15 protein-coding genes and 3 pseudogenes are annotated in these 22,753 nt (G+C 28.2%); 11 read left to right on the forward strand and 7 right to left on the reverse strand.

What is annotated here, in order from left to right; genetic code table 11:
* A pseudogene (locus SH09_RS03630) lies at window positions 1-342 on the forward strand (hypothiocyanous acid reductase MerA); the annotation flags it as partial.
* Between the two features lie 830 nt (window positions 343-1,172).
* Here SH09_RS03630 and SH09_RS03635 read toward each other — a convergent pair.
* From SH09_RS03635 to gltS, 3 genes are all read right to left on the reverse strand, one after another.
* On the reverse strand, window positions 1,173-1,904 hold the full coding sequence (locus SH09_RS03635; RefSeq protein ID WP_042738275.1) for a CPBP family intramembrane glutamic endopeptidase: 732 nt from the start codon (window positions 1,902-1,904) through the stop codon (window positions 1,173-1,175).
* A gap of 229 nt (window positions 1,905-2,133) precedes the next feature.
* A complete protein-coding gene (locus SH09_RS03640; RefSeq protein ID WP_126542164.1) occupies window positions 2,134-2,439 on the reverse strand; it encodes a hypothetical protein in 306 nt (101 codons plus the stop codon).
* A 602-nt stretch (window positions 2,440-3,041) separates the two neighbouring features.
* The gene (gene gltS, locus SH09_RS03645; RefSeq protein ID WP_042738277.1) at window positions 3,042-4,247 is read right to left on the reverse strand and encodes a sodium/glutamate symporter; all 1,206 of its coding nucleotides are present in this window, start codon (window positions 4,245-4,247) and stop codon (window positions 3,042-3,044) included.
* Between the two features lie 912 nt (window positions 4,248-5,159).
* Between gltS and SH09_RS03650 the strand changes: the two are divergent.
* Window positions 5,160-5,489: pseudogene (locus SH09_RS03650) on the forward strand (MscL family protein).
* 1,431 nt (window positions 5,490-6,920) lie between these two features.
* Here the strand turns inward: SH09_RS03650 and SH09_RS03655 are convergent.
* The 3 genes from SH09_RS03655 to SH09_RS03670 all read right to left on the reverse strand — a co-directional run bounded on the left by SH09_RS03655 (window position 6,921) and on the right by SH09_RS03670 (window position 9,993).
* Window positions 6,921-7,163, reverse strand: coding sequence for a hypothetical protein (locus SH09_RS03655; RefSeq protein WP_042738278.1), 243 nt, complete (start codon window positions 7,161-7,163; stop codon window positions 6,921-6,923).
* A 1,209-nt stretch (window positions 7,164-8,372) separates the two neighbouring features.
* On the reverse strand, window positions 8,373-8,882 hold the full coding sequence (locus tag SH09_RS16920) for an HTH domain-containing protein (RefSeq protein ID WP_042738280.1): 510 nt from the start codon (window positions 8,880-8,882) through the stop codon (window positions 8,373-8,375).
* Window positions 8,883-9,468: 586 nt separating this feature from the next.
* Window positions 9,469-9,993, reverse strand: coding sequence for an SA1002 family membrane protein (locus tag SH09_RS03670; protein WP_042738281.1), 525 nt, complete (start codon window positions 9,991-9,993; stop codon window positions 9,469-9,471).
* 742 nt (window positions 9,994-10,735) lie between these two features.
* Here SH09_RS03670 and bioA point away from each other — a divergent pair.
* Entirely contained in the window at window positions 10,736-12,088 is a 1,353-nt protein-coding gene (gene bioA / locus SH09_RS03675; protein WP_042738282.1) for an adenosylmethionine--8-amino-7-oxononanoate transaminase, read from the forward strand.
* A 2,465-nt stretch (window positions 12,089-14,553) separates the two neighbouring features.
* Here bioA and SH09_RS03680 read toward each other — a convergent pair.
* On the reverse strand, window positions 14,554-14,733 hold the full coding sequence (locus SH09_RS03680; RefSeq protein WP_042738283.1) for a hypothetical protein: 180 nt from the start codon (window positions 14,731-14,733) through the stop codon (window positions 14,554-14,556).
* Between the two features lie 268 nt (window positions 14,734-15,001).
* Here SH09_RS03680 and bioB point away from each other — a divergent pair.
* The 8 genes and pseudogenes from bioB to SH09_RS03720 all read left to right on the forward strand — a co-directional run.
* Window positions 15,002-16,037, forward strand: a pseudogene (gene bioB / locus SH09_RS03685) (biotin synthase BioB).
* Entirely contained in the window at window positions 15,988-17,112 is a 1,125-nt protein-coding gene (locus SH09_RS03690; RefSeq protein WP_042738285.1) for an aminotransferase class I/II-fold pyridoxal phosphate-dependent enzyme, read from the forward strand. Before bioB ends, SH09_RS03690 begins: the two are co-directional and overlap by 50 nt.
* On the forward strand, window positions 17,113-17,796 hold the full coding sequence (locus SH09_RS03695; protein WP_042738286.1) for a 6-carboxyhexanoate--CoA ligase: 684 nt from the start codon (window positions 17,113-17,115) through the stop codon (window positions 17,794-17,796).
* 17 nt (window positions 17,797-17,813) lie between these two features.
* Entirely contained in the window at window positions 17,814-18,296 is a 483-nt protein-coding gene (locus SH09_RS03700) for a hypothetical protein (protein ID WP_042738287.1), read from the forward strand.
* A gap of 4 nt (window positions 18,297-18,300) precedes the next feature.
* Window positions 18,301-19,041, forward strand: coding sequence for a CPBP family intramembrane glutamic endopeptidase (locus tag SH09_RS15770; RefSeq protein WP_052495411.1), 741 nt, complete (start codon window positions 18,301-18,303; stop codon window positions 19,039-19,041).
* A 558-nt stretch (window positions 19,042-19,599) separates the two neighbouring features.
* Entirely contained in the window at window positions 19,600-20,544 is a 945-nt protein-coding gene (gene speB, locus SH09_RS03710; RefSeq protein WP_042738288.1) for an agmatinase, read from the forward strand.
* A gap of 39 nt (window positions 20,545-20,583) precedes the next feature.
* Entirely contained in the window at window positions 20,584-21,972 is a 1,389-nt protein-coding gene (locus SH09_RS03715) for a sodium:solute symporter family protein (protein ID WP_042738289.1), read from the forward strand.
* 41 nt (window positions 21,973-22,013) lie between these two features.
* Window positions 22,014-22,753, forward strand: a 740-nt coding sequence (locus tag SH09_RS03720; RefSeq protein ID WP_042738290.1) for an aminotransferase class I/II-fold pyridoxal phosphate-dependent enzyme, incomplete at its 3' end; no start/stop codon positions are given.

The following is a 22,753-nucleotide window of genomic DNA, read 5'->3' on the forward strand; positions in this document are numbered from 1 at the left end:
GTTGTACCCTATACAGTCTTTTTAGACCCTCCATTGTCTAGAGTTGGATTAACTACTAAAGAGGCAAAAGCACAAGGATATAAAATTAAAGAAGGTACGTTACCTGTTAATCATATGCCAAGACATAAGATTAACAATGATGTAAGAGGGATATTTAAGGTTGTAATAGATGAAGCAACACACAAAATACTTGGTGCTACATTATATGGTATGCAATCCGAAGAACTTATTAATATCATTAAATTGGCAATAGATCAGGACTTAGATTATACCATTTTAAGAGATAGTATTTATACGCACCCGACCATGATTGAAAGTTTTAATGATTTATTCAATATTTGATAAATATATACAAAAAGTTGTTCTTAGCCATGGGAATTTAAATCACCTTAACTATTAAGGTGATTTTTTCTTATTTTACTTAATTGTTTAAAAATATTTGCTGAATATTTTTAAATTGTAACCCAGGTAGGTATGGAATTTGTTATAATAAATGGGACATTTAGAAAGTAGCTTATTAAAGTAATTTGAAATTGAAATTAGATGGGGGATTAGAAAAATTAATGCAAATAGGTGATACGGGTGACAACAACTAAATTGAGGATAATCTTGAACATATTTTATCTTTTTATTTCTATTATATTATTTATTATCCTTTACTTAACGAATAGCGCATTTTTCGAGAATATATGGGTGCTTATTTTATTATTTTTATATGTGATTACATTTAGAGTTTTTATTAATACGATTGCACCATATAAAAAATAATTTAAAGTATCTATTCATTGGCCTTAGAGAGGTTAGATAGTATCAATCTGAAAAACGAGGGATATATGTATACAAACGTACATTGATGTGTGTTATATTATACACACTAAAGAGTGTATGTGAGTGTGATTCGAATGCGTATATATGTGCTTTTGAATGTGAAATTTCCTAAACGATTGAGTAATATATAATTTGTAGATAATAAAAGAAAAATGAAACAGAGTAGTCGAGAAGATACGTATTAGTCGACAGTTAATAAGATAACTATTGTGCCTTTGGTAGTTAATAAAATACTACTTGTTATGGTAAATCTGTGATATTCATCTATAGGTTTTAGAAGTATAAAAAAGACGATAATACATCGTCTTTTTTGTTAATCTACTAGATAAGTAGGTTATTTTTATTTATGTAAATAATATTGTTATCATAGAAACTCCTGCAACTGCATTATTCAATACATGTACCATCATACTATCCTTTACATTTTTACGTCTATTGTATGCCATGTATAAGCAAAATCCTATAGTTACATACATTAAAAAGCTAATCCAATTGGTCGAAGCATGGAGTCCCCCAAATATGATAGAAGATATAATTAACGGTAACAGGAAGGTAGATTTTTTAAACAGCGTCTCTTTAAATATACCTCTAAATAGTAATTCTTCTAGATAGGGAGCTATGAAAATGATCATAATTAAGAAAAATAATAAACTGATTACTGATGAAATACTCAAATGTTGTAGTTGCTCTATTTGCTTCATTAATATTTTGTCGTTTTTTGATATACTATCATTATATGTGTTCTGCATAATTATAGTAAAAATACTTACGATTATACGTATAATAATAAACCACAAAATATTAATTAAAATATCTTTTAATTTAAACGGCTGGTTCATTTTTTCGTAGCTTCTTTTTTGATAAACCCATCGGAATAACCACATAATAAATATTGTCCAAATAATACCAATAACTACCATAATTATAAAAACCCATAAGTCTTTAGAATTTACTGCAGAATAAATAATTGCCCCGGCTAACATTGTTGGTGATGATACAATAATTATCAAGGCTATCAAGATTAAAATGTTAATGATACGATTACCTTTGGGTTCAATATGATGTATATGACTCATATGTCACGTCCTTTTCATTGAATTTACAATAAACATTAAATAATATATTGGACATATTGTCTACTATTATTAATAAATTAAGTCTTTAAAATATAAATTGATATGTTTTTTTATGATTAGATGGGAAATGAAATTAATCTTAATATATTATGTTTACTTATATGACAAGCAAGTCCTAGAAATTATATCGACATAATCGCGTTTTAGTTAGAAAAGAAATAGATACCGATTATTGGGTATCTTCATGTTTCCTTAAATCATTGATACTAGATAAATAGGATTGATAGTCATCTTTATGATAATTTTTTATATAGTCAAAAACCATCATATCTAAAAGTCGATTTAAATCCCTGCCCTCTTTTTCTGCTATTTGTTCGATCATAGTAAGCGTATACTCCCTTATATATTTATAGCGCTTACCTTGTTCTAAATTTTCAAAGTTATACAGTATTTCATTCATGTCATCTTTAGAATGGTTTTGTGATGTATTCGAATCTAAATTGACATTTTTAATTGATATATTAATGTTATTCATCTTCAAAATATTCCTCCTTAAAAGCTTTTAAATTTTGCAAGTCCCATTATGAAATCTATAAATTAGTAATGCAAATGTTTATGGAACTGAATGGTAAATTTTATATATAGTACTAAGTAGACATGTAGAATAATTAAATTGAGGTTAGATCATAATTCCCCATTATAAATTTGGTTGTGGTACGAATAATTACAAAATGTTTCTTGTGAAACATATGCGGTGAAGTTAGAAAGGTGATTTTTAAATAGTTGTAACAGTTATAACTGATAGGTTTTGGTAGCTGCTTCTTTAACGTAGCTTCAAATTGTCAATATATTGTTGGACTTTGAATTTATTTCACAAAAATATTTGATTACTAATATCCATTAAATATTTTTGTATTGAAGTAGGAACCAATCATATTTTGATGTGATTTCATGATTTAACCATTTCTTATTTTGCTTAAAATATGTGTTGGATTTTCAGGTTTAAATAAAAGAAAAGGGGTTATAAAGTAAATAGAAAGATATACCCGGTCTTTCTAAGCGATGTAAAAACGTTTCTAGAATTACACACTCGAAAGAGCAGTCACTATTTTAGTGACTGCTCTTTTTCTGAGAAAATTAAAATAAGTTGATAAATGTTGTTACAATAGGGACGCCTATTAAATCAATTAGAAAGGCACCAACAATAGGTACAACAAGATATGACTTAGGAGAAGGTCCAAATTTTTTAGTAATAACATCTAAGTTTGCCATTGCGTTTGGTGTTGCACCTAAGCCATGCCCTATAAAGCCACCAATCATTACTGCTGCATCATAATCTTTACCTAAAGCTCTGAAAACAATGAGAATAGAGAATAATATAATAAATATCACTTGAATTAAAACAATAATAATTAAAGGTAGCGCTAATTGATAGATTTCTGTTAATTGGATACTCATTAATGCAATAGATAAGAAGAGACTTAAAGAAATATCGCTAATTTTATCTACAAATTGCATATCTATAATACTTAATTTTCCGTATTCAGAAATATTACGTATAATAACTGCAACAAACATAGCCCCTACATAAATAGGAATATTAATCCCTGTTAAATGAGAGAAAGTGTTCCCTAAATAGGAACCAACAGCCATACAAACGGTTATAATAGTAAATTGTAAGAAAAATATTGTAGTAGGATTCATATGTTTCTGTAAATATTTATTAGATTTAACATTACCATAATCTACTGTTGGTTCTTCAGTATGTTTAGGTTTTAAATTGTATTTAGTTATTAAAAGTTTAACTATAGGACCACCAATTAATCCCCCAGCAACCAGGCCAAGTGTAGCGGCAGCTAAAGCTGCAGTTAATGCTGACTCAAAGCCCATATCATGAATGGTTTGACCATAAGCAGCTGCGTTACCATGACCACCTTCCATTGACATAGAACCTGCGGTTAGACCTAATAGCGGTGGTATATTTAATACTTTTGCCAGTGAAATACCAATGATATTTTGAAAAACTGCAAGGATACCGCAGAAGAAGAAATATATAATTAATATTTTTCCACCTAAGCGTAAAAGTTTTAATGAAGCACCTAGTCCAATCGTGGTAAAGAAAGCCAACATAAAGAAATTTTGGATAAACTCAGAATCTAACTTTATAGTTAGTACATGTGTGGATTGTAGAATCGCCACTAAAATTGAAAATAATAGTCCGCCAATCACAGGTGCTGGAATACAAAGTCTTTTCAGAATTGAGATATGATTGACAATATAAACGCCGATAAGGTACAACAAACTAGCAATTGCCAAAGTAGTAATAGGGTCTAATTTAAGCATTTTACGCCTCCTTTAAAATGAAATAGCAATTCTCAGTAGAGTTGTAAGCTCTATTATAATTGAGTCTTACCAAAAATATAATATCACCTTATTTGTCTTAAAGGAATAAGATAAAAGGAGAGCGTATAAAAATGTTTATGAGATCATTGTTTTAATTAATTTCCATTTTAAGAGGGGTTATCAAATTATTTTAGTAACGAAGAGGACACATAGTAGAAGACATGTACAGTCAGTATGAGCAAGTGTATTTTATCAATAAGTAGCTTTGTGTTTATAATAAGTAATATAATATATTGAGATTCATTTTTTTGAAGTTTATATAAATAAAAACCACCATACTTTTGGGAAATATGGTGGTTAGAAACTTATAATTGAGAACTAAACTTCAGAAGACTCAATGAGAGTATTTATACAATACACACATAGTGTATCTGTTTTTTACTATTTCTAATTAAATGATAGCATAGATAGATAGTATTTTCAAATGTTTGTTTAAATATTATAGTCGAGTATCAGTACAGCTGTTTTCTATAAATAATAGTAATCGTTTTTCGTTAATATGTATAAAGTAATTATGTGACCTTATATAAGGTCGTCAGTATCTTAGCTAAAATAGATCTTTGTCCTATTTTTTATTAACAAAGTGTATATAATGAATCCTACATGCTATTCATTGAACACGCAATCTTTTTATATACAACCACCTACGCATGGTAACTGGGTGGTATTTTACGTTGTGAAATAATGTTTACTACAATTTTATCTCTATTTTCCCCAAAAATAAATAGCCATAAGATTCGTCAAAGATCTATCTTTTTTCGAAACAGTCATGCTTAGCATGCTTGTTTATTTATTTAAACGATTCTACTTTATAAGATGTTAATAAATATATCGTGGAAGTAAAAGTTTTATATATTTAAAGAGTTTGCTTTTAAAGGTAATGCATTGGAATTGACTATTCCTGTAATTATGGGGGGAGGCAGCGTTTAATAAATTGTCATAGCATTAGTGACATATATTATGCTGCTTATAGGATTAATTTTTGGTACAATTTATTTTGCGAAAAGTTGGATATTTATGGGAATAAAATATGGTATGTTTGTTGAATTTATTATTGATTTTATAATCATTGCATTTGCATTATTTATATTTGTAAAAGTGCCCAGCACAGTTATGAAAAAAGAATCAGTTGGAGAGATAGGGGAAATACAGTATTACTCACTTAAATTCGAGACATATTAGGTAATGATAAGTAAGAGAATTGATTGTAGATTCTTTGCTTTAATATAGATTTTAATAAATTCCCTTACTATTTTAAGAAGTGAGGGAATTAGTTGCATGTCATAGCAGTTAAGTCATTAAAATTGAACTTATTGTAGTAAACAAAAAGAGTAAATCAATCGAAATATATTGAAAATTCAGATATATTTTAGTAAAATTAACATGTGAAGTTTAAACTTCACATGTTTGCTCTGTTTGGAGTATTGTATTTTTGACGAGAGTAAGTTCTTATCATTAGATTCATTCTTCTAGGGTCAAGTTGTTTCCACTTGGCTCATTTTTAATGGTTATTTTGATTAAAAAGACTATCAATAAAAGTAACACAAACGACGGAGAAAAATTTTCTTATAAAAAAGCATGACTTACAAATAAATAGCCCTTTTAAGAAATTTAATTTTGTCTGTTATAGATGATTTAATACACATATTTCATCTTTTTAAAAAATATATAGAAGAGAAATAGTCAGAAATGTTCAGATTACAAATACTTATTAAGTATTTGGTAATTTAAGGATATATATTAAATGAAATATGGATAGTCTCATGTGGTTATACTGTATTGCCACTCGTATCAAAGATAAGTTAGCTATAGAAGGTGTATTGAATAAATTTTAAACATGCACTTGAAAAACGCCATACATTTTATTATATTTAACATATGGAGTTTAAGTTCATATTGTATTTCCTTTATTTCCCTGTAGAAATTAAGCAGTAAATACTATCATTAGATTGTGTCTTGGACAGATAAGTAATTTTTACTTATCTGTCTTTTTTAATCATGATAAAGGATTTAAAGTAAATACATCAATTGTTCTAAGTACTAATGAAAATGAGGTTAGTAGTGGAATGAATTTTGGTGAGTGGCTATATTTGAGACTGTCGATGCATTAATTGGAATAATGATCTTTCACGTAGTATTAAAGTAAAAAAATAATAGTTTCACTGTCACGAAAGCCTTCAGAATTTTTAATTTGAGCAATTAAAATTAAAAAACACTATAGATTAACCTCTAAAAAGTATCATTAATAAGGCTAACAATCTATCTAAATAGTTGGTTTTATGCTTGAGTTGTGCCTTAGTCAAAGTTACATATTTAATTTTTATTTGTTTTAGTCCCTATGTCTTATCAATTTGTATCATTTCGATCATTTTGTCCAAATTCACTAAATATAAGTGGTTTTATAGGTTACTTTAGTTGCAAATATTATCGTTAACACAATGGTTATAACTGTTATATCTATGAGTAATGGCTTTACCTATGCCTAAGTATAAAAATGATATGCACTAATTTTATTGTAATGTCATAATAGTTATAAATGAAAAGTTATCTTTTATATAGTTTTAAAATCCAAAAAGTAAAACTTAAGGAGATTTAAAAGGCTAGATTAGCTATTTATTTTTCAAAAGTAATGTTATGAAATAAACTTTGAAATTGACCTCTACTATTATATTTTGACAATATGATATAAATATTTTGCTTACTAATCTTTATGTCTTGAGCTTTCATTTGTTTAGAAATACTTTCAATAGAAATGGGTTTGTTCTTCTTGGCTTGCTTATTAAAATAAGTGAGAATACTAAATATTCGCAACCTTTGCATAGGATTATAATGAAAGCCATCAAATATATTGTTCACTTTATACCCCCTCCTTTTAAAACGTTGCTAAAGATATTATTTATTAGAATTTAATTTTACAGCGTATATCGATATCTCACATTTAATTGTCTAATAAAAGTTTACAAAAGACAGACGTATGTCACGCCTGCCCGAATCATTACAAAATGAATATATAGGATATTAAATTGCCATCCTATTTTCACTTATACTATAATTTATGAAATTTGTATATAGTATCCTTTGATAATATAGTAAATTAGCAACCTAGTTCAGTATTTCATTTATAAGTTTACTATAATCCTATGAATCTGTTTATCTATGTGAACTTCTTCACAAAAGATAGGCTGAGTTTTCGCCCAATTACTAAGCACAGTGTACCCCTTTAATTTACTTTCTTCGGCTTTTATAGTGATCGTCTCATTTTTATTAATTTCTCTATGACATTTACTACATTTTAATTTTTTAATAAACATTATGCCTATCTCCGACTTATACTTTAATCATTAGAAAACGAAGGCCTTAATATTGTCATTGATATTACCGTTTATATTATTACTTGAGTGAATAGCTCCATTTCTCATTATCGGAAACATAAATTAGAATTATTTATTGTTTTAGACTTTTTGTGTTTTTCAATAATAATTTTACAAATATGATAAATGAGCACTAATATTCATTTGCATAATTATAGCTTGTAATACCAGTGATTATAAGGTGTATGGTTTTTAAATGTAATATACGAGTGATTACATTTAATGCTAATAATAATGATTTTTACCTCTGCTATTTAGTAAATGCTCTACTTTTGTGAAATGAATGTAAAGATAAAAACAAAAGAAGTAGTTATACAAAAATATATACAACTACTCCTTTTATACTACCTAAAGACTATAGTTATCATTAATGTTAATATTAGTGATGTTTTTTATCTTTGGGTATGGCGATAATCTGAAATTTTTCACTTACTAATAAATTGTTTTGTACATATTACAATAATTCTGAAAATATTTAAATATTATATGTCATTAAGAATTTGAGTTTCCATTTTATCTATACTGATAAGTCCTAATTTTATAGTGTATATTCCTAACAAAATGTACCTCTTTCAATATTCAATGTAGGTTGGGTGAAAATACTTGAAAAGCAACAAAATGTGGGAAATAAAGATTTCATATTTTATTCTTTGGCACTATGAACATATAGTTTTACTCGATTTCAATGCTAGACTTATAGTTGATTGATTGACTTAATCAATTCTTCTTTGATCTTATTAATAATACTTCGATAAGCTTCATTGTTATTTTCTAACTTTTTAATTTGAGTTAATTCTGAAGTTATATTTTGGGCATGAGACATTATTTTAGAAGTGATAGTTATCCAAGAACTTTCTTCGCTTATTTTTGAAACCATAGGAGAACTTTCCATATGCTTTGGTATGAAGTCCTCTTGTTTTTCTTCTGTTTTTATAGGTTTTAAGTCAGTAGTTTCGAGGCTGTCTTTTGTCTTACTCCATTGATGTAATCTCCCGTTTATATATGACTTACTACGGTGCTGTAAAATAATGTCTATATCGATGCCAGCATCTTTAAATATATCTTCGGGCTCCTTACCATTATTATATTCGGTCACGGCTTTTTGTTTGAACTCTGATGTGTAATGTATATTTTTATTAGTTACTCTAAAAATATATTTATTACTTTCTAATTTCTTTTTTTCTTCTTTTGTTATTGTTGGCATTTCTTTTCATTCTTCCTTTTTTCGCTTTTTTATTACTATAAATTTACAAGACAACAAAGTCAAAGAATGTTGATTATTATATAGTAAATGTATCGCACTAACGTTATTTCTAGTAAGGATGAGAATTTTTCAAAGTTGGTGTCAGATATCAAATAGTTTAATAATTAGGGAAGTATCATATTCATGATATATTAAAAAGAAACGAAATAAAGACTGGAAAAGGTTGTATAATCACTTGTTTAGCCGTTAACTGTAACAAAAAGTCAGTGAATTAGCCTATTGAGACTTTTATGTTAATTGAACAGATAATCAATTATTAAATATATATGGTGCTATTGATAATGATTAGAGAAGCAATTTATATTAATATAATTTCAGTTATACTAGAAAAATCACATTTTATGATTATATGAGGTAAGAAATTTTGTTCACTTACGGTTTCGATAAAAGCTTTTAACATGCTTCTTTATTTTCTTTTTCTGTCATACATGCGACTTCCATAAAGGTATAATGGTGTGTAATTTTATTGAAATCAATTTATAATACACTTACTCATAAGATTAGCTATAATATCTATTATTTAGTATTAGTTTTCTTTATGATCCTTTATGAAAATTTTAGTCATTGCAATAGAAATCCAGCTTACAAGTAGAATGGGAAGTATTATAATGTTCATAAAGCTGATGTCTAACGTATTTGTTGATATTTGTAAATGTTTTAATTTTTCTAAAGTTTCTGAAGATGAAGTGAAAAATTGATAAAGTGTAAAAAATATAGTGGTCCATTGTATATAATATTCTAAAATCATTATAAGCATTTCATTATAATAACTTAATCTAATTATTAACTTAATAAAATGATAGTTGATAATACCTGCTAATAGAAGGGTGACAACTCCTAAAATAAATATACTATTCCCATCATGCATTAAATGAGCTAATAAATAATAAGTAATAATACATGATATAACAATAGATACAAAAGATGTAATAATCATAAATATTGCTGATATAAAAGCTTTTATAAATAATAATTTATCCTTGTTTTTTCCAGATAAGAAGCCTGTTAATAAAAATAATATTATAATTACAATAATGTTAATAATCGCCATGATATAACTCCAATATTAATTATTTAAACCATACCTTGTTATGTTTCTTGATAAACAATACGAAATGCAATAATAGAAACTTAATTCTTTTTATAAAGCTATATGTTAGCCATCATCTATGGATATATTTATTAAATAACCTACAACTGCATTTTCAAAAACCACGTCTATAACTTTCCTTTCGAAATCTAAAATACTAATCACTATAAAATACGCTATGATATTGTGGATATAAGTAGAATAAACATGATCTCTCTCATTAAATCAAATATATCTTATCTAATTTGTTTTATCGTGAATTTTTACATTACATTTTTTAATCTGAGTTTTGAGATTTAAATGGATTAATTTAATTATCAATAATTGTACATAATAAAATATAAAAATAAAAGAACGTCTTAAATTTAAGCCTAAAGTGTTGTTGGATATCTGAAAATTGTAGCATTAAATGTAAACTTATTTTTGTAATGAGTTTACATTTTTGTTTTAACATTTTATATTTGATAAGGAAGAAAAATTCGGAGGCTGTTATGAAGCTATTTATTACAAGTACAAATACTGATATAGGTAAAATGTATGCTACGACTTTTAAAACATTACAGAATAAGGGGGCTCCAGACTCAGAAATATTTTTTATGAATTTAATTTAGACTATCGAGATACATCCTTATATACATTTAAAGAAACAGTAATTTCAATGACTTTTTAGATGAATACTTTAAACAATTAATAGGAGGATTTTATGAAAAACAGTAAAAATCTAGCTGAAAAAGATTTATCATATATTTGGCACCCCTTTACTCAAATGGGTATTTACGCTCAACAAGAACCTATAATCATCGAAAAAGGCAAAGGCAGTTATATATTTGATACTTATGGTAATAGATATTTAGATGGCTATGCTTCTTTGTGGGTAAATGCTCATGGACATAACAACAAACAACTAAACAAAGCCATAAAGAAGCAACTTAAGTATATTTCACATTCAACCCTTTTAGGGTCTTCGAATGTACCATCTATAAAACTCGCAGAAAAATTGGTTAGTATCACACCTGACAGTTTAAAAAAGGTATTTTATTCAGACACTGGTAGTGCTTCTGTTGAAATAGCCATTAAAATAGCTTATCAATATTGGAAGAATATTGATAAAGAGAAGTACGCTCAAAAAAATAAATTTTTAACATTACATAATGGTTATCACGGGGATACATTAGGTGCAGTTAGTGTCGGAGGTATAGATAGTTTCCATAAGATTTTTAAGGATTTAATATTTGAAAATATTCAAATTGAAAGTCCTTCTCTCTATAAAAGTGATTATGATAATGAACAAGAAATGATGGATTCAATTTTGCAACAAATTGAAAGTATTCTATTACAGAGAAGTAATGAAATTGCAGGATTTGTGATTGAACCCTTGATTCAAGGTGCTACAGGTTTATTTGTACATCCACATGGTTTCTTAAAATCTGTTGAAACATTATGTAGAAAATACAATGTACTACTTATCTGCGATGAAGTAGCCGTTGGATTCGGTAGAACAGGCGAGATGTTTGCATGTAATCACGAAAATGTACAGCCGGATATAATGTGTTTAGGAAAAGCTATTACAGGAGGCTATCTGCCTTTAGCAGCTACTTTGACTTCCCCAAAAATTTATGAAGCATTTTTAAGTAATCAACATGCAGATAAAACATTTTTCCATGGACATACTTATACAGGAAACCAATTAGTATGTTCAGTAGCACTAGAAAATATTAAGCTCTTTGAGAGAAATAAACTTATACCACATATAAAAAAGACATCTGCTATATTAAAAAATAATTTAGAACGCCTTTTAACACATAAAAATGTAGGTGACGTAAGAGGTCGTGGACTTATGTTTGGTGTAGAGCTAGTAAAGGATAAAGTAACTAAGCAACCTTTAGATATTAAAGAAGTTGAAAAAATAGTTAGTGATTGTAAAAATGAAGGGTTAATGATAAGGAATTTAGAAAATGTTATCACATTTGTTCCCATTTTAAGTATGTCAAAGAAAGAAATAAGAAAAATGGTGCGTATTTTTGAAAATGTGTTGATAAATACATTAACTGAATAGGGCTAATTATACGTTTAGCCGAAAGTTATTATAAGGCGAATTTTGTAATACCTCTGTTTAATTGTGTAAAAAAAGAACCAGCGTATATATGAATATACGCTGGTTAGATACTTTTAATTGAGATTTTAAGCTTCAAAGTATTCTGTATTCTAATAAGACTATTAGAGCGATATGTTAAAAACATATCATTATTCCTATCATAAAAACAATTTAACATAAAAAAAAGATTTTATCAAATGTAATGTTTTTCTACATGATAATTCGGAGAATACGAGTAGAATAGGTGATGAAAATACAGAATTCATATAATATGATATAATGATAATAGGCTAATAGATTAGTCTAAATTGGTTTGTTTGTACTGTATAAACAAGATGTGTAAATTTTAGATACTCATCTTGTTTTTTTATCAGCAAAATGTTTATAATGAATTTACATGCGATTTAAGTAATACACAATCCTTTTATATACAGCCACCTATGCATGTCACTGGGTGGTATTTTGCATTATGAAATTAATTTTGATAAAATAAAAGTGTCTATTTTCTCCCAAAATAAATAGACGAAAAAACTCGGCAAAGATCTATCTTTTTTCCTATGCAGGCACAAGTCCCGTGTCTGCTTTTTGTATTTCAAACTTTTATTTAAAGCGTTATTTATAATTTAAAAACAAAGTATTTCCGACTTAAAATCATAAATAAAATTTGAGTCTATTAGAGTTATAAGGTTTATTCAGTTATAAGAAAATGATATTTTTGTTGGTACGTTACTGTTTGTATTAGTGAGCACGCACAAAAATAATGAAGTTGAAGTGAGTGTCAATACATATTAAAATGAGTTTATACAAAAGTATATTTATATGTATATTAGTGTGTATTACATCGCGTATTGAAATGCGCGCTATATTCACTATGTGCATCAATACATAGATGTTGAACTAGTGAATTTACTTATATTGTTTTTAGTTATCGATCTCACATAGAAAGGTAATTCATCGATGGTACCACTTTGTTCATAAAAACCTCCCACCATTCTTGATAGTGAGAGGTTCTGTGTATTTATTGCTAATTTCTTGTATCATTAATTGTAACATTATAATGATTGAATGTGCAAAATGAATCCTCTTAAAGATTATATTTCTGTTTAAGAAGATTGTTTTGAAGAACGAATTAAAAAGCTGTTTAGATTATCAATTAGTTTAACATTTATCACTATAGCCTAAGCCTCTTCTATTCTCTTAGAAGTCAAAAATGTATATCGTAGTTAAAGTTAGAATGAAAGTCATGACGAGTTTTGTTAGAATGAAAGTCATGACGAGTTTTGTTAGAATATTCAGAAAATACAAGTGTGATCGTAGACAGATCATATAATTTACATAACTTGTAAAAATAGATAATAGTAATCGAAAGGATATATTATCTATTGACTTAATTAATAATATATTTGTGATACTCACTTAAACTACGCTATATTAAAAAATATAAAATATATTGAAAATTCAGTCATATTTTAGTAAACTTAATATGTGAAGAAAAAACTTCACCTGTTTTCTCTATTTCTCTGTATAGAGTATTATATTTAAAAAAGAATAAATTCTTATCATTAGATCCATTCTTCTAGGGCCAGGTGTTTTTCACCTGGCCTCTTTAGGTGGTTACTCTTGTCAAATTAAGGGTAATAAATTTTAAGTATATACTTGAAATATTTTATACATTGTACTACATTCAATGTATGGAGTTAAGATGCTTCATATTGTATTTTCTTTTATTTCCCTGTAGAAATTAAGTAGCAAATTAATATTATCATTAAATTCTGTCTCAGATAGATAAGTAAGTTTACTTATCTATCTTTTTTTGGCTAAAAATATGGTATCAGTATTATATATTATATTGCCATTTATATTGATCATTATGATTGTTTTACTTTTTAGGCATTTAAAAACCCTCTAAAGGTTTTAATTACCTTAGAGGGAGGATATCATCATAAAGTACTTATTTTTGTTAGGAGTCTATTAGATTCCTAACCCTATAAATAGAAGCGAAATCATTAAAACTCATATTGCTAAAATAACACAATATTTTTGAAAAAGGAAGTACTTTTAGAAAAATATAAATAATAACTTGATGCAATCTCTAATTGAGATATTTCGGAAATGATGGAATATTTACAATAATTTTAATCGTTATAGTTGATAATTGGGGATTATGTAGTAGTTTAATATTTAGTAAATCAAATGCTCTCGTGAACCACTATCAATCGTTATCGAGAGCATTTTTTATCAATTTATATTAATTACTTGATATAGGTCCATACTATATTTCGAATAATGTTTATTATTTCTGGATAACAAATATATTTATAACAACACATGTTTACAAAGTCTATATAATAGTTTAATGACGGGAAGTATAGAATTTATTTTCCCAACTAATTACATGAAATAATTCTTGAAAGTGTCCTTTATTGTTATATTTCGATAATATTTTGATTACTAATTTTAATATCTTGATCTTTCATTTGTTTAGAAATACTTTCAATAGAAATGGGTTTGTTCTTTTTGGCTTGCTTATTAAAACAAGTGACAATACTAAATATTCGCAACCTTTGCATGGGATTATAATGAAAACCATCAAATATATTGTTCACTTTATGTCTCCTCCTTTTAAAACGTTGCTAAAGATATTATTTATCAAAATTTAATTTTACAGCGTATATCAATATAAGTATAGTATCAAAAATGTAATGCATGATTTAAATATAATAACTTGAAAATATCACGCCTTAAATGTAAACTTTTATTCTAAAAAGGTTAACGTTATGGGTTGTTAAGATGAAATAAATAGCGGAAAATCCATAAATATTAATCAATTTTGTATTTATAGAAAGCATAACTTGATAGGTGGAGTGAGGATGTATGAACTTAGCTAAAAGTATTTTACAAGGCAAAGAAGTAACTAAAGATACATTATTGAAAATATATGAAGATAGAGAAATTGACACATTAGATTTGTTAAATGAAGCATATACATTAAGGAAGCATTATTTTGGAAAAAAAGTAAAATTAAATATGATCCTAAATGCTAAAAGTGGTATATGTCCAGAGAATTGTGGTTATTGTGGACAATCTAGAGATATGAAACAAAAACAGAGGTACGCGCTTGTCCCTGAAGAACAAATCATTGAGGGAGCTAAAGTCGCTCACGATAATAATATAGGTACGTATTGTATCGTTATGAGTGGTCGGGGGCCCAGTAATAAAGAAATCGATCATATCAGTAAAGCTGTAGAAGAAATCAAGTTAAATCATCCTCAGCTGAAAATATGTGCTTGTCTTGGCTTGACTAATGATGAACAAGCTAAAAAGTTAAAAGCCTCAGGTATTGATAGATATAACCATAATATAAATACCAGTGAAAATTATCATAAAGAAGTTGTAACGACACATACTTATAAAGATAGAACAGATACTATAGAAATTATGAAAAAGCATAATATATCACCTTGTTCTGGAGTGATTTGTGGTATGGGAGAGTCAAGTCAAGATATTGTTGATATGGCATTTGCTTTAAAAGAAATAGATGCCGATAGTATTCCGATTAACTTTTTGCATCCTATTAAAGGTACTAAATTTGGTGAAATGGATGAACTAACACCTATGAAGTGCTTACGACTTATATCTATATTTAGGTTAGTCAATCCATCTAAAGAAATAAGGATTGCTGGAGGTAGAGAAATTAACTTACGCTCACTACAACCTTTAGCTTTGAAGGCAGCTAATTCGATTTTTGTGGGGGACTACTTAATAACAGGCGGACAGCCTAATAAACTGGATTATAAAATGATTGAAGATTTAGGTTTCGAAGTCGATTTTGGAAATAATGAAATGGCAGGAACACGAGAATGAATATACAAAGGCACTTAAAAAATTTACATCAGTCAGGCATGTATAGAGAACTTAAAGCTATTGAATCTGTGTGTGGTAAGTTCATATTTATAGATGGCCAAAGGTATATCAACTTTACATCTAATGACTATTTAGGATTAGGACAATTAGCCTTTAACGTTAAAGATTTTGAGCAATTCATGAAAAAGTATAGCCTGAATTTATCCAGTTCTAGATTAGTGAGTGGTAATTCAATTATATATGATCATTTAGAAGCTGAAATCAGTAGTTGGCTTCATTTTGAAAATTGTTTGATTTCTAATAGTGGTTATGACGCAAATTTAACAATATTTAATATTTTAAAAGATGAGAATGTGTTGATTTTTTCTGACGAAAAAAATCATGCCAGTATTATAGATGGTATTAAACTAAATGGATTAAGAAAGGTGATTTATAATCATTTAGACTATGATCATTTAGAAAGTATGTTGGGAATGTATGCAGCAAAAGATGTACAAAAAATAATAGTATCAGATAGTGTTTTTTCGACTAACGGTCATATCATAGATATGGATAGATTAGTCGCCTTAAAAAATAAATACGATGCTACGCTTTTGATTGATGCTTCTCATAGCTTAGGGTTGAACATATTCAAAGATTATCAAGATGTAGATGTCTTAACTGCTAGTTTATCAAAAGCTTGGGGCGCGCACGGTGGCGTTGTTCTATGTAATAGCGATGTGAAGGAGTTAATGGTGAATCAGGGGAGACCTGTCATTTACTCGAGTAGTTTACCTATATATAATTTATTTTTTATTAAAAAAGGTTTACATTATTTATCTAATAATTATGAAAGACAAGCAAATATAGCTTATCTAAGTAATTATTTTAATGAGTGTTTTAAAAAGCTTTTACCAAATCAACTATACTCTGTTTCTCCAATCAAGCATATTACTTTTGATCATTTAGATGTGGCCGAGGAAATATATCATAAGCTCTTAGATAACAATATATTTTTAAGTTACTTAAGATATCCAACAGTTCAAAAGCCAACATTAAGGATTTCGTTATCCTATTTTCATGACGAAGAAGATGTCGATAAACTTTTTACAATAATAAATCAATATTATAGAGGTGAATAGATGTATAGTATTAAGATGCGAGCAAGCAATAATGATATTCATATAAGTGGCGCTGAAACAATATGCGAATTTGAAGATTTAGAAAAAAATCTAAAAAAATTTTTTAAAAAAGGGTTCTATCATGAAAATGGAGCTATCGATTTTTTGAATTTAAAAATTGAAAAAATTACAGAGCCTATGCAAAAATTACAAGCTTTAACAATAAAGGAAAATAAAGATATTCGTATAAAAGACTTGGCCAATAAAAGTGGTGTTTCAGAAAAGGCTTTAGAACAGGGATTTATACATATTAAAAATGATGTGACTTATACTGGTGCCATTGTTCTATCTGCAAGAACAGGCGAACGATTAGATTTAACTGGCAACAGAGGTGTTAGAGTGACTAGTTTTGCATTTAAAAATGAAAAACAAAGTGAAAATATTTCAGAACGCGTAAAAGATGCCTTGGCAATAGCAACATCTATTAATTCATTTGAAGGTGTTAAAGGAGAGTTATGTGTATCTGATGACTTAAGTTATACTACGGGGTATTATGCCTCTTTTAACTTAGGTTATCATAGGATATTCAATATCAAAAGTGAGGGGACACGTATTGGTGGGAGAGTTATTTTTGTAGATGAAGATATAGACCTAAAAAAGTATATCGCATTTTTAGAACAACGACCCAAACAAATAATCTATTAAAAACAGGGGTGCTTACATTGTCATCAAAAGAAATCACACAGATTAGTTGTATCGCAGCAATACTTAGTATACTTGCAATAATCAAAATACCTTCTATTCTACCAGGGTTAGATTTTCAACTTTCCGCACCAGTATCACTTTTAATTTTAGCTATTTTTGGTATAAAAAAATATTTTGTTGGTGGTTTGTTATCTAGCTTTATTCTGTTTATATTAGGTATATTTAATCCTATAAATTTAATTATATCATTTAGCTTTAGGTTGGTAGCTATTTTAATTGTTTACTTTTTTAAAGTGAATATCTTCTCATTAGTGGTGGCAGCTATATTAGGTAGCACATTATCTAGAATTATGTTAGCGCAAATTTTAAATTTACCCATATTATTAGTGATTGTCAATGCAGTTCCAGGTATCATATCTACGATAATTATATTGATTCCGTTATATTTCAGTTTAATAAAAAATGATGTGATAAAAAGTATTAATACAGGCAGGAGTTAAGGTAATGAAAGAAAACAGTATTAAATTTGTACTTTTAACTATGATAACTTCATTACTCTTCATACTTGTATTTTTTATTAGTAAAATACTTCCTTTTACTGATTATGCAAATCATTTTTTATCACAATGCTTCGTAGTATGTATGATTATTATTTATATTAAACGGAAACATAGACTCGAGTTATTTCAATTTAATCTTACTAACTTTATATATGGTTTATGGTTAGGATCTTTTGTATTTATAATTATTATCCTTAATATAGTAACGCATCTAGAGATGATAAAATCAATTGACTTCACAGTTGCTACTATTTTTTTATTGTGTGCATATAATATCACTATTGGTGTATTTGAAGAGCTAATATATAGAGGTCTCATTTTTAATGCTTTTCTAGAAAATAACAGACCTATATATGCTGCATGGATGTCTTCTATCATATTTGGCATTGTGCACTTATTGAACTTAACTCATAATCCAGATTATGTTGGCGCAGTTACACAGGTTATATATGCTATATTTTTAGGTATGTTATTTGCAGCAATTTATTATGTTACTCAAAATTTATGGAGTGTGATTATATTACATAGTATGTTAGATATTTCTAGTGGCTTTTATGAAATAAAACATATAGGTGAAAATTTCAATCAGGGCACTACATCAATAACTTTATCATTTATAACAATCATAATATTATTGCCAATACTTTTTATAGGAATTAAGATTTTAAAAAATACAAATAGATGAGAATAGGTTGGATCATTCAAGTTATCCATAGAATATAAGCAATTAGAAGATATAATACTAAATGAATAACACATCTATATTATACTTTAGATATTATGGCTTAGAGATGTAATAGGCAAAATAAATATAAAGTCATGACAGTTATAATCAGATATCACTAAGTCTTTTCTTAGATTAGTGATACTTTAAGTTATAACTGTTGTGGCTTTTTTATACGCATTCCTCTTTCTCAGTATCTTTAAATTTTAGATGTTAAAAAGTACTATCTTCTGCTTTAATTTTTATAAATGTAAGGATTATTGAAATAAATAATATTAATTATGTTATTGTGGGGTAAAGTATTATAATTATAAAGTTAAAATTACTTTATTTACTTATTTATTGTTATAGTGAGTTACATTTTTAAATTAAGTATTATAGTTGATGCTTGTCAATGTTTTAGTTTGTAATGTTGCTTCACATTAAATGAAAGCGCTATCTTTAACTGTTTTTTCGAAAGTGCATGTACAATATTTTGATATTAAGACATTAAAACTTATTATACGAGGAGTTATGTATATGTTTAAACCAAAAAATTCATCTATGTCACCAAGATTTGTTGGCCCAAGGACATTTATGAGGTTACCATTTGAAAACACTTTAGATAATTTAGATTTTTTGATCATGGGCGTCCCATTTGATACAGGAGCATCAAATAGAACAGGCCAAAGGTATGGACCTCAAAGTATAAGAGACTTTTCAGTTTTGTTAAGACCTTATAATTTAGATCAGGAGATCAATATATTTGATTATTGTTCAGGTATAGACTATGGAGACGTTGATGTGATACCAGGCAATGTTTTGAAGACGTATGATAAAATCACTGAAAAATTAGAACCCATTTTAAATAGAGAGATAGTACCTATTTTGCTAGGAGGAGATCATTCAATTACATTAGGACATTTGCGTGCGTTTGCTAAAAAATATGGACCGATATCACTGATCCATTTTGATGCTCATAGTGATACATGGGATGATTATTTTTGGGAAAAATATGTCCATGGGACACCCTTTAGAAGAGCCGTAGAGGAAGGATTAGTTGATACATCTAAATCGATTCAAATAGGTATTAGAGGGCCATTATATGGTCCAGAAGATGTAAAAAATGCAAAAGATTTAGGTTATCAAGTGGTTACAATGAGAGAGGTACGTGACTTAGGAATTGAGAATGTAGCAAAAGTTATTCGTAAAAGGGTAGGAGATAACCCTGTTTTTATTTCATTTGATATTGATTTTTTAGATCCAGCATATGCGCCAGGAACTGGTACGCCCGAAGTTGGAGGTCCAACAAGTTTTGAAGCACTAGAGTATGTAAGAAGACTTAAAGGTCTGAATATTAAAGGTTTTGATTTGGTAGAAGTATTACCGACATATGATGCTAATGAAATAACCTCTATGGCTGCTGCTTCCATTATATTTGAGATGATAACATTAATTGCTTTAAATAAAAGAAGCAATTTATAATCATAGATTTATTTATATTCAAAGGGGTAGGGGAGTTTTATGAAGAATATAGATTTTATAATATTTATATTGTACTTTGGTGTTTTGATGTCAATTGGATTTTTAGGAGTAATGAAAGCGAAGTCGTCGAAAAAGTACATACTTGCGGACAGCAACTTAGGGGTATTTATGTTATTTGGATGTTTGACAGCTATATTTTTAGGTGGTTCTTCAACCATTGGCTCGTCTCAATTAGGATACGAAATTGGTTTTTCTGGATTTTGGTTTGTGTTTGCAATGGGAGTAGGCATTACCATTTTTGGTTTGTGCTTTTTAAATCGGATTTTGAACATGGAAGTTATTACTATCAGTGAGTTATTATCTAAATTGTATGGCTCAAAAGTTCGTATGATAGGTGCTATTGTTACAGCAATTTACACATTAATGATGAGTGTTACACAAGTTATTGCTATAGGTTCATTAGTATCGGTTATCTTCCATTGGAATATACATACAGCGATTCTTGTTGGTGGAAGTATTGTATTTATTTATACAATACTTGGAGGAATGTGGACATTATCTATTACTGATTTTATTCAGTTTGCTGTAATGACTGCAGGTATGTTTTTAATTATGTTGCCTATAAGTATACATAGTGTTGGTGGGGTAGATGAGTTGTTTAAAGCTTTACCATCAGGACATTTGGATTTTATGAATATTGGCATGAATGAAATATTTAATTATTTTGTGACATACACACTCGGTGTTATGGTCGGCCAAGATATATGGCAACGCTTTTTTACTGGAAAAACAAAAAGCATTGCTAGGGTCTCTGGCATTTTAGTAGGTGTGTATAGTGTATTGTATTCACTGGTTATGGTTACGATAGGTATGTGTGCATATGTTTTATTTCCTAATATTCAGAATACACAAAATGTTTTTATGCATATAGCTTTTGAAACGTTGCCCCCAGGTTTATTGGGGGTTGTGTTGGCAGCATTAGCAGCAGCAATTATGTCTACGGCTTCAGGGACATTACTTGCGTCATCTACCATTATTTCAAATGATATATTAAAGCCTATATGCTTTAAAGATATCGATGATACTAGTTTTTTAAAACTAACACGTTTAACTACTTTATGTTTAGCTATTATTACAATATTAATTGCAAGTTTGATCAAAGAAGTGCTTGTTGCTATTGATATTGCGTATGCTATTTTAACTGGAGGTATATTTATACCAGTAATATTAGGTTTATTTATTAAATGGATTACCAAAAGAGCAGCATTTTTTGCTATTTTAGTAAGTATATTTACTGTGTTTTTATGCCTAATTATTATTGGCCCGGGTTCAAATATAACAATTATTTATGCTATTATTTTAAATGCAGTGACTTTATTTGGCGTATCATATTATGATCATAATCTACAAAAGAAAAATGATTTTTGATTAAGTATAGACAATTTGATTAAAATGAAGGAGGATTATTGATGAAAGGATTAAATCGATATATTCATGACCTTGAAATTCCTGGTACACGTCAATTTTCAAATAAAGTTGATCAATATCCAAACAGTATTGATTTAACCTTAGGACAATCAGGTTTTGCGCCAGCTGACTATGTAAAAGCAGCAATGATTAAAGCAATACAAAATAATGAGTTGCGTTATACGCATAATAAAGGACTACTAGAGTTGAGAGAAGCAATTTCTGAATACACATTTACTAAATACCAAGTGTACTATAATCCTGAGAATGAAATATTAGTCACTAATGGCGGTTCCGAAGGTATTGATGATATATTAAGAACTGTATTGAATGAAGGAGATGAAGTGATTCTACCTGCTCCTACGTATTTAGGATACGAGCCCCTTATAAAATTAGCGGGCTGTGATGTCAAACTTATCGATACTCGAAATACGAATTTGAAACCTACAGCTTCTGCTATTAAACAAGCTATTAGCGAAAAGACAAAAGCAGTTATATTAAATTATCCGACTAATCCAACTGGGACAACACTAACGTATGATGATATCGCCTCTATTGTAAATGTACTTGAAGAGACAGGGATATACATTATTACTGATGAAATATATAGTGAAAATGTATATGAAGATAAACACCATTCGTTTATGGAATTTCCATCTATACGAAATCAGCTCTTTGTAGTCAATGGTCTTTCAAAATCTCATGCTTTGACAGGTGCAAGAGTAGGTTACGTACTATCTAC

The sequence above is a fragment of the Staphylococcus gallinarum genome, assembly GCF_000875895.1.
Lineage (GTDB): Bacteria > Bacillota > Bacilli > Staphylococcales > Staphylococcaceae > Staphylococcus > Staphylococcus gallinarum.